The organism is Nitratireductor sp. GCM10026969 (genome assembly GCF_042660605.1).
Classification (GTDB): Bacteria; Pseudomonadota; Alphaproteobacteria; order Rhizobiales; family Rhizobiaceae; genus Chelativorans.
The window spans coordinates 1-9499 of sequence record NZ_JBHSUM010000155.1; the positions used below are offsets into that span (position 1 = coordinate 1).

A 9499-nucleotide genomic window follows, 5' to 3' on the forward strand; every position below is an offset into this window, starting at 1 on the left:
ACGGGCGGCGAGCCGCCTGGGCTCGAGCAGCACGATCCGTCCACCTTCGCTCCACCCCGCCTCCAGCAGCGCCAGGGGCACCAGCGTCGTCTTGCCGGCGCCAGTCGGTGCAACGAGCACGGCTTTCCCCTCGTTTCCCAGAGCGGATTCCAGCGCCGGCAGGACAGCGGTGACGGGCAGTTCCGGAAGGCTTTTGCCCCTCATGCGCCGATCCTCACTACATCACCACCGGCAGCATCCGCATCGGCCTCGTCATGGGTGACGAGCAGGACGGGCAGGCCCCGCTCACGCGCCTTGGAAAAGACGAGTTGGCGCATCTGCTGGCGCAGTTCCATGTCGAGCTTCGAGAAGGGCTCGTCGAGAAGCAGCATGCGCGGCTGGGACACAAGGACGCGTGCCAGCGCTACCCGCGCCTTCTGCCCGCCCGAAAGGGTCGCGGGGTCGCGCTTGGCGAGCCCGGCCAGTCCCACCTCGCCCAGCGCCTCATCGACGTGCCGCACGCGATTCGCGCGGCCCTTCACCGTTTCCGGCAGGGCGAAGGCGAGATTGCCGCCCACGCTCATGTGCGGAAAAAGAAGCGGATCCTGGAACAGGATGCCCACGCGGCGCTCCTCTGCGGGCAGGGCGGTGATCTCAACGCCGTCGACCGTCGCCCGACCGTGCCCGGAAAAAGCGGGGTCGAGAAAGCCGCCGAGATGGGCGAGCAGGCTCGACTTGCCCGCGCCCGACGGCCCCATGACGGTCAGCACGGATCCCGGAGGAACGTGGCGCGTGAGCGAAAGAAGCACGCGACCGTCGAGTGCGATCGTCACCTTGTCGAGAGAAAGCCCTTTTGCCGCCAAGCGATCGCCCTGCCTTCACACCTGCATGCCGCGGAAGCGCCGGAATATCAGCGCCGGCAGGAGCGTGGCAATGCCGAAGCCCGCCATCGGAAGCAGCATTTGCCAGAAGGCGTAGACGCCGATGACGCGCCGGTCCCCGCCCGCCGCGAGCGCAACCGCTTCCGAGGTGATCGTGGTCAGCCGTCCGGCACCCACCAGCACGGTGGGCAGATAAAGCCCCACGGAGACGGCGAAGCCGAGCGCCCCCATGGTGAGCACGGCACGCGTCATCATCGGCAGGCGCACATGCAGGATGCGCCGCCAGCGCGCCTTCCCGAACCCCGCCGCCACCCGGTCGTAGCGGCGGTCGAAGGCGTGCCACGGATCCCTGAGCGCCAGATAGGCATAGGGCATGACGAACACCAGATGCGCCAGGATGAGCGCCGGCATCGTCGCCAGGGTGCCCGTGTAGATGAGGAGGAGCTGAAGGCCGAAGACGAATGCCACCTGTGGCACGACAAGCGGCAGGAAGAGCAGCGTCAGCGCTCCGCGCCCCGGTCTGCGGCCGGTTTCCTCCTCGCGCAGCAGGCAGAGGACCGCCAGCAGGCCGGCTATCAGGGTGGAGGCGAGCCCCGCAATCAGCGTCGTGCCGAGCGGTGCCGCGAGCCGCGGCAGGGCGGTGATCCACGTCTTCAGGGAAAAGGACGACGGCAGGGCATCGGGAAATTGCCACAGGCCGCTGAAGGACCAGATCGCCAGCGTGGCAAGTCCCGCAAGCACTGCGCTCGCCGCCAGCAGGATCATGCCGAGCGACAGCCCGCGCACGACCGCGTCTCGCCGCAACCGCATTCCTCTGAATATCGCAAGCCGGCAGAGAAACATTCCCGCCCGTTCGAGCGCGAGCCAGGCGGTCATGGCGGTTGCCGTCACGGCAAGCTGCAGCAACGCGCCGGTGGAGGCCAGGTAGCGCATGGACAGGTCGGGGTCGTTCATCCACGTGACCAGCCGCACCGCCAGCGGCGCCGGCCGTGTCGGGCCCAGGATCGCCGCCACGTCCACCACGGACGTGGCGAAGGCGATGACGGCGAAGACCGGCAGTCGGATCTGCCGGTAGACCGCCGGCCAAACCCCCAGCAGGAACCCCGCCACACGGCCGTAGCCCAGCGCCGCGGTGAGCATCCGGGTCTGCTGCGCAGGCACCTGCGGCAGCGCGGCAAGGGTCATCAGGAGCAGAAACGGAATCTCCTTGGCGATGAGCCCGGCCATCATGGAAAGACCGTACGGGTCGTGCACGATGAGCAGGTCGGGCGGCCTCTCCCATCCCGTCAGACCCGGCGAGACGAGCCGGGCCAGCATGCCTGAAGGTGCAATCAGAAGGGCCAACGCGAACGCCGCCGCCGCGTGCGGCAGGGACAAGAGCGGCGAGACCATGTGCTGCACACGTGAAAACAGCCTTGTCCCGCCCCAGCCGGCGACGAAGAACATGACGGCAAGAAGTGAGACCAGGGCCGTAACCAGCCCCGCCGCGAGGCTGAGCACGGTGGAGGTGACGATGGCCGGCTCCTGGAAAAGCGTTCGGAAATGGGCAAGGGTCCATTCCGTCCCGCCAAGCACCGGCAGAAAGCCGAACGCCGGCAACACGGTTCCCGCCAGGCCGAAGGCGACCGGCCCGGTGAGCAGGAGAATGGTGAGCGGTGGTCCAAGACGTGTCAGCATCAGCGCCGTCCGGGTATGGGTTGTCGCGTCAACTATGAGAAGGCACTCGCGCCGTATTCGCCGGCGCCGCAGTGTCGCGCGAACATCCACCTTTCGTCATCCTCGGATTCCATCCGAGGATTCATGCCGGAACAGCCTAGCTGCAGTGACGGAGTGGTGCCGCTTGTCAGACTCGAACTGACGACCTCCGCATTACGAATGCGATGCTCTACCAACTGAGCTAAAGCGGCGACCGACGGCGCTTTCGCGCCGATGCGCCGGCTGATACAGACATTGCGCCGCAAGATCAAGTAAAACCCGGTGCGGAAATCGCCGGCGCTGCCCGAGCGCCTCCGCGGCGGACCACCGCGCACCAAAGGGAATGGACTCTTCGCGATCGTGAGATAATGTGCAACCATGTCGGCCAATGGCAACTGGCGGCAATTCTAGGAGGGAATAAATGGCGGAAGTTTCGATGACGGTGAACGGCCGCAAGGTTTCGGACACGGTGGAGGATCGCACGCTGCTGGTTCATTTCCTGCGCGACAATCAGGGCCTCACCGGCACCCATGTCGGCTGCGACACCTCGCAGTGCGGCGCCTGCGTCATCCACCTCGACGGAAAAGCGGTGAAGTCCTGCACGATGCTGGCCGCCCAGGCCTCGGGCAGCGAGGTGCTGACCATCGAGGGGCTGGCGAAGGACGGGGCGCTGCACCCCGTGCAGGCGGCCTTCAAGGAGCACCACGGCCTGCAATGCGGCTTCTGCACGCCGGGCATGATTATGGCCGCCGTCGACATGATCAACCGCCATCCGGAAGGACTCGACGAGAAGACCGTGCGCGATGAGCTGGAAGGCAATATCTGCCGCTGCACCGGCTATCACAACATCGTCAAGGCGATCCTCGCAGCCTCGGAGGCGATGGGAGGCAAGGCGAAGGCCGCGTAGGGCAATAAAGTAGTAGGTAACAGGGCAAGTGGGGGAGCAAGGCGGTAGCGCAGAGTGACTGGACAAGGTGGGCGGCTGCTGTGCTGCCCTACCGTCCCATTCCACTCATCTGCCGCGTCCCCTGACATCCGGGAGGTCCACCATGGGAATCGAAGGCATCGGCGCGCGCGTAGCGCGCAAGGAGGATAAACGCTTCATCACCGGGCTCGGCCGCTATGTCGACGACATGGTGGTGCCGGGCATGAAGCAAGCCGTGTTCGTGCGCAGCCCGCATGCGCATGCGGCGATCAAGAGCATCGACACGGCCGCGGCAAAGGACATGCCCGGTGTTGTCGACGTGCTGACGGGCGCTCAGCTCAAGGACGACGGCATCGGCAACCTCATCTGCGGCTGGATGATCCACTCCAAGGACGGTTCGCCCATGAAGATGGGCGCATGGTCTCCACTGGCGGTGGACCGGGTGCGCTATGTGGGCGATGCGGTGGCGATCGTGATCGCCGACACCCGCGGCCAGGCACGCGACGCGGCGGAGGCCGTCCAGGTCGATTATGAGGAGATGCCGGCCGTCACGGACGCGGTGAAGGCGCTGGAGCCGGGCGCTCCGCAGCTCCACCCCGAGGCCGAGAACAATCTGATCTTCGACTGGGAGATCGGCGAGGCGGCTGCGACCGACAGCGCCATCGAGGGTGCGGCCCACGTCACGCGCGTCAAGCTCGTCAACAATCGGCTGGTGCCCAACGCGATGGAGCCACGGGCGGCGCTCGGCCACTACGACATGGCCGAGGACCATTTCACGCTCTGGACCACGAGCCAGAATCCGCATTTGGCCCGCCTCGTCATGAGCGCTTTCTACAATGTGGCGCCGGAGAACAAGCTCCGGGTGATCGCGCCGGATGTGGGCGGCGGCTTCGGCTCGAAGATCTACATCTACCCCGAGGAGGTCGTCTGCCTCTGGGCCTCCAAACGCACCGGTGTGCCGGTGAAATGGGCGGCGGACCGCATGGAAAGCTTCCTTTGCGACGCGCACGGTCGCGACCATGTGACGGAAGTCGCGATGGGCTTTGATCAGGACAACCGCATCGTCGGGCTGAAGGTCGATACCATCGCCAATCTGGGCGCCTACATGTCGCTCTTCTCCTCCTGCGTACCGACCTATCTCTACGCCACACTGCTTTCGGGCCAGTATGCGATCCCGCAGATCCACTGCAATGTCCGGACCGTCTACACCAACACCGCGCCGGTGGACGCCTATCGCGGCGCTGGCAGGCCGGAGGCGACCTATGTTGTGGAGCGCGCGATCGAGACGGCGGCGCGCGAGCTCGGCATCTCGCCGGCGGAGCTCAGGCGCAAGAATTTCGTCCGTGAATTCCCGCATCAGACGCCCGTCATCATGAACTACGACGCGGGCGACTATGAAGCCTCGCTGGACGCGGCCATGCGCGAGGCCGACTATGCCGGCTTCCCCGCCCGGCGCGAGGAGGCGAAGAAGCGCGGCAAGCTGCGCGGCATCGGCATGAGCTGCTACATCGAGGCCTGCGGCCTCGCGCCGTCCCAGGCCGTCGGCTCGCTCGGTGCCGGCGTCGGCCTTTGGGAATCGGCCGAGGTACGCGTGAACGCCGCCGGCACCATCGAGGTGCTGACCGGCTCGCATAGCCATGGCCAGGGCCACGAGACCACCTTTGCCCAGGTGGTCGCCACGCGCTTTGGCGTGCCGATCGAGCAGATCTCAATCGTCCATGGCGACACCGACAAGGTGCAGATGGGCATGGGCACCTACGGTTCGCGCTCCGGCGCCGTCGGCATGTCGGCCATCGTCAAGGCGCTGGACAAGGTGGAGACCAAGGCCAGGAAGATCGCCGCCCACCTCCTGGAGGCCGACGAGAGCGATATCGTGATCGAAAACGGCGAGGCCAAGGTGGCCGGCACCGACCGGAGCCTGCCGTGGGCGCAGGTGGCACTCGCCGCCTACACCGCGCACAATCTGCCCGGCGGCATGGAGCCGGGGCTGAAGGAAGGCGCCTTCTATGATCCGACCAATTTCACTTTCCCTGCCGGCTGCTACATCGCCGAGGTGGAGGTGGATCCGGAGACGGGGCACACGGACATCATCCAGTTCGTCGCGGCCGACGATTTCGGCAACATCATCAACCCGCTGATCGTCGAGGGACAGGTGCATGGCGGGCTGGCGCAGGGCATCGGCCAGGCGCTGCTGGAAGGCTGCACCTACGATCCCGCTTCCGGCCAGCTCGTCACCGCCTCCTATATGGACTACACCATGCCGCGGGCGGGCGACCTGCCCTCCTTCCAGGTGTCGACCACCAACACGCCCTGTCCCGGCAATCCGCTCGGCGTCAAGGGCTGCGGCGAGGCCGGCGCCATCGGCTCGCCGCCGGCGGTCATCAACGCGATCACGGATGCGATCGGAAACAACGACCTGACCATGCCGGCCACGTCGGAAAAGGTGTGGGCGGCGATGCAGAGCGCACAGTGAACGGTGAAATGATGCGTGGTGCGGCGCAAATCTTTCAGCGCCGCATCCGCCCGAGTTCCCATTCACCATTCACCCTGAGAGGAGAACAGGATGTACCAGACGACCTATCACCGGACTTCCTCCGTTTCCGAGGCGGTGAAAGCGCTCACCGAGGCGGATGACGGCAAGTTCGTCGCTGGCGGGCAGACGCTCATCCCAACCATGAAGCAGCGGCTTGCCGCGCCGTCGGATCTTGTCGACCTGCGGCACATTGCGGAACTGAAGGGCATCACGGTTTCCGGCGACAGCGTGAAGATCGGCGCCGGTACGACGCATGCAGAAGTGGCGAGCGATGCCGCGCTTGCCAGGGCCTGCCCCGCGATCTGCCATCTGGCCGGCCATATCGGCGATCCGCATGTGCGCCACATGGGCACCCTCGGCGGCTCCATCGCCAACAACGATCCCGCGGCCGACTATCCAGCGGCGCTCTTGGCCCTTGGCGCCACCGTCCATACCAGCAAACGCGAGATTGCGGCGGACGACTTCTTCACTGGCCTCTTCGACACCGCCCTCGAGGAGGACGAGATCGTCACCGCCGTTTCCTTCACCGTGCCGGAGAAGGCGGGCTATGCCAAGTTTCCGAACCCGGCTTCGCGCTACGCGTTGACGGGCGTCTTCGTCGCCAAACGGGGCGACGGTGTGCGTGTGGCGGTGACGGGCGCCGGCGAGGACGGCGTCTTCCGCGCCGACGCGATCGAGCAGGCGCTCGCGTCCTCCTTCGCGCCGTCGGCGCTCGACGCCGTGCGCGTGCCTGCGGACGGGCTGATGTCCGACATTCACGCTTCCGCCGAATACCGGGCGAACCTCGTCGTGGTGATGGCCAAGCGGGCGGTCCAGGCGGCCGCCGGCTGAGGCCGCGCGTTCGACCGACGGAAAGGCTCCCCGCGCGGGGAGCCTTTTCTTTTGCCGTTGGGGCGGCTTACTCTTCGATCTGCTCGCCCTCGGGCGAGACCAGGTACCACTCGCCGCCGAAGCTCTCGATATGCTGGCCGGAGGTGGCGCCCGCTCCCTCGTCCCTGGCGAAGTAGTAAAGCGGCCAGCCATTGTAGGTGACCATCATCTGCCCTTCATGATCGATCGTGCCGAGCAGCGAGGCGTCGGCCATGCCGCCCGCCTGCGGCTCACCCTGGGTGTAGAAGGGCGGCCATGCATCAAGGCACTCGCCTTCGCAGGACACCTGCGCCTGGGTGTCGCCCTGGCCCTGCGTATCGGCGGTGAAAAGATAAAGGGCGCGCCCTTCGCCGTCGGTCAGGTACTGGCCGTATTCCTCACTTTCGGCGACCTGAACCATTGCTGCGTCCTGTGCAAAGGCGGGCACGGCGGGGAGCATCAACGCCGCAACCGCGATCGAAGTCGTGATCAGCCTCGTCATGGCTTTCTCCTTTCATGACTGCTGCCGTGCCCTAACAACTGACCGCAGGATTCGTTCAGAATTGACGCTTTAAGCCAGGCGCCGCGGGAAAGGTGATTGAACCGCTTGTCGGAACCCGGTCCGCCAGCGAGCCGTTGACTGCTTTTACGGAGCCATGGCCATGTCAGCGTATGCCCGCTTTGCAGCCATGATCGTTACCGCAGTCATGGTGATGTACGGCGTGATGTATCTAAATACCTACAGTCTTGACCACGTCTACTGGAGCGAAACGCGGGTCTATATGGCTTTCCTCATGGGCGCCACGATGGCCGTCGTCATGCTTTTCTTCATGCTCCACATGTACACCAAGCCCGCCGCGAACATCACAGTCCTGCTCGCTGCCGTGGCGATTTTCGCTGCGGCACTCTATCTTGTGCGCAGTCAGCGGACGATCGAAGATGAATCCTGGATGCGGGCGATGATCCCGCATCATTCCATCGCTATCCTGACGAGCGAGCGCGCAGAGCTTTCCGATCCACGCGTGCGTGAGCTCGCCGACCAGATTATCGAGTCGCAGCGGCGTGAGATCGCGGAAATGAAATCCCTCCTGCGCGACTTGGGGGATAGGGAGCAGAATTGACCGAGTCTACTGCAACGTTTCCACCAGCCGGCCGGCGCCGTCGCGATAGGGATCGACCGTCGGCAGACCCATGCGCTCCTCGATCTCCCGCAGGCATTGTTGCGCGTCCTCGGCCGAGAGCGCGGCGGTGTTGACGGAGATGCCGGTGACTTTCACCTCCGGATTGACGATCCGCGCCGTCTCGAGCGCCAGGTCGCGCAGCGCCTCGAGCGAAGGCAGGGAATAGTGCGGCAGGCCGCGCATATGGGTGCGGGTCGGTTCGTGGCACAGCACCAGCGTATCCGGCCGCCCACCATGGATCAGGGCCATCGTGACGCCCGAGAAGGAGGGGTGAAACAGGCTGCCCTGGCCCTCGATCAGGTCCCAGTGATCGGCTTCGTTGTCCGGCGTCAGCCACTCTACCGCGCCAGCCATGAAATCGGCCACCACGGCATCCAGCGGGACGCCCGAACCGGTGATCAGGATTCCGGTCTGTCCGGTGGCGCGGAAGCTCGCCTTCATGCCACGGGCATGCATCTCGCGCTCCATGGCGAGCGCGGTGTACATCTTGCCGATCGAGCAGTCCGTGCCGACGGCGAGCCATCTCCTGCCGGTGCGGGGCTTGCCCTCGGCAATCGGGTATTCCTGTTGCGGCACGCGAACGTCGAAGAGGCGGGTTCCGGCCCTGCCCGCCGCCTCGACGAGTTCGGGCAGCGCGGTAAGTCGGTTGTGAAGGCCCGAGGCGATGTCCATGCCGGCTGTGGCAGCGGCGAGCAGCGTGTCGAGCCATGCGGGCGAAATCACGCCGCCGCGATTGGCGGCACCCACCACGAGCGTCTCGGCGCCGGCGGCGCGCGCCTCCTCAACGCCCATTTCGGGAAGGCCGAGATCGGCCTTGCAGCCTTCGAGCCGCAATTGGCCGATGCAGAATTCGGGCCGCCAGTCCTTGATTCCTTGCGCAACCTTGGCCGCCAACTGGTCCGGCGCGTCACCGAGGAAAAGCAGATAGGGCGTCTTCAGCATGCCGTCGCTCCGTCGAGAAAACCGCTCCGATAGCTGAAGCCAGCGCATCGCGCTGTCAAGCAGCGCCTTTTGGTCCAGGCACGCTTTCGGTGTGCAGACGGGACGAGGTCGTTGATTGCGCCGCCGCCTGCGGTTAACGATTGGTAAGGGACAAAAAGGCGGAGAGCCAATTGGAGGCGATCAAGAGGGCGATCAGGAGCGCGCTGGAAAAGGGCGACGCACAGGACAGGGCCTTCCGCGAAAGGGTCTACCGGCAAACCTTTGCCGCGTTCGAACGCTCCATTCAGTCCAGGGGGGACCTCACGGCCGAGGACGTGCGCGCCCGCCGTGAGCGCGTCAAGGAACTGATCATCGAGATTGAAGGGGAGTTCCTCCCGGCGGCGCCGGCCGAAACGCCGGCCGCCTCGCCTCCACCGGAAAGCGGGGCCGAACTCGATTTCGCGCCGCGCGAGGCGCGCGAAGACCGGCTTTCCGCCACGGAAGAATCCGGCGCCGGAGACCTCGGCGCGAACGC

General features: G+C 65.8%; 9 protein-coding genes, 1 tRNA gene and 1 pseudogene. 5 read left to right on the plus strand and 6 right to left on the minus strand.

Translation table 11 applies throughout. From position 1 onward, the window contains the following. From ACFP9U_RS20990 to ACFP9U_RS21005, 4 genes are all read right to left on the minus strand, one after another. A partial coding sequence (locus ACFP9U_RS20990) for a hypothetical protein (RefSeq protein WP_378624452.1) occupies positions 1 to 204 on the minus strand: 204 nt, incomplete at its 3' end. Further along, on the minus strand, positions 201 to 842 hold the full coding sequence (locus tag ACFP9U_RS20995) for an ATP-binding cassette domain-containing protein (RefSeq protein ID WP_378624454.1): 642 nt from the start codon (positions 840 to 842) through the stop codon (positions 201 to 203). The genes ACFP9U_RS20995 and ACFP9U_RS20990, both read right to left, overlap by 4 nt. 15 nt (positions 843 to 857) lie before the next feature. Next, complete coding sequence (locus ACFP9U_RS21000; protein ID WP_378624455.1) at positions 858 to 2537, minus strand: ABC transporter permease; 1680 nt, start codon at positions 2535 to 2537, stop codon at positions 858 to 860. A gap of 154 nt (positions 2538 to 2691) precedes the next feature. Beyond that, positions 2692 to 2767 (minus strand) — tRNA-Thr (locus ACFP9U_RS21005). A gap of 209 nt (positions 2768 to 2976) precedes the next feature. On the opposite strand from ACFP9U_RS21005, the gene ACFP9U_RS21010 reads away from it, so the two are divergent. The 3 genes from ACFP9U_RS21010 to ACFP9U_RS21020 all read left to right on the plus strand — a co-directional run bounded on the left by ACFP9U_RS21010 (position 2977) and on the right by ACFP9U_RS21020 (position 6844). Then, positions 2977 to 3462: a (2Fe-2S)-binding protein gene (locus ACFP9U_RS21010; RefSeq protein WP_322451015.1), complete on the plus strand. Its 486-nt coding sequence runs from the start codon at positions 2977 to 2979 to the stop codon at positions 3460 to 3462. 142 nt (positions 3463 to 3604) lie between these two features. Then, on the plus strand, positions 3605 to 5953 hold the full coding sequence (locus ACFP9U_RS21015; protein WP_378624457.1) for a xanthine dehydrogenase family protein molybdopterin-binding subunit: 2349 nt from the start codon (positions 3605 to 3607) through the stop codon (positions 5951 to 5953). A gap of 90 nt (positions 5954 to 6043) precedes the next feature. Then, positions 6044 to 6844, plus strand: coding sequence for an FAD binding domain-containing protein (locus ACFP9U_RS21020; protein WP_378624459.1), 801 nt, complete (start codon positions 6044 to 6046; stop codon positions 6842 to 6844). Positions 6845 to 6911: 67 nt separating this feature from the next. Here ACFP9U_RS21020 and ACFP9U_RS21025 read toward each other — a convergent pair whose 3' ends face one another. Beyond that, positions 6912 to 7364, minus strand: coding sequence for a hypothetical protein (locus ACFP9U_RS21025; RefSeq protein ID WP_378624461.1), 453 nt, complete (start codon positions 7362 to 7364; stop codon positions 6912 to 6914). A 160-nt stretch (positions 7365 to 7524) separates the two neighbouring features. On the opposite strand from ACFP9U_RS21025, the gene ACFP9U_RS21030 reads away from it, so the two are divergent. Further along, positions 7525 to 7983: a DUF305 domain-containing protein gene (locus tag ACFP9U_RS21030; RefSeq protein ID WP_322451011.1), complete on the plus strand. Its 459-nt coding sequence runs from the start codon at positions 7525 to 7527 to the stop codon at positions 7981 to 7983. Positions 7984 to 7989: 6 nt separating this feature from the next. Here ACFP9U_RS21030 and dgcN read toward each other — a convergent pair whose 3' ends face one another. Then, positions 7990 to 8985: an N-acetyltransferase DgcN gene (dgcN, locus tag ACFP9U_RS21035; RefSeq protein ID WP_378624463.1), complete on the minus strand. Its 996-nt coding sequence runs from the start codon at positions 8983 to 8985 to the stop codon at positions 7990 to 7992. 170 nt (positions 8986 to 9155) lie between these two features. Between dgcN and ACFP9U_RS21040 the strand changes: the two are divergent. Continuing rightward, positions 9156 to 9499 (plus strand): annotated as a pseudogene (locus tag ACFP9U_RS21040) (hypothetical protein); the annotation flags it as partial.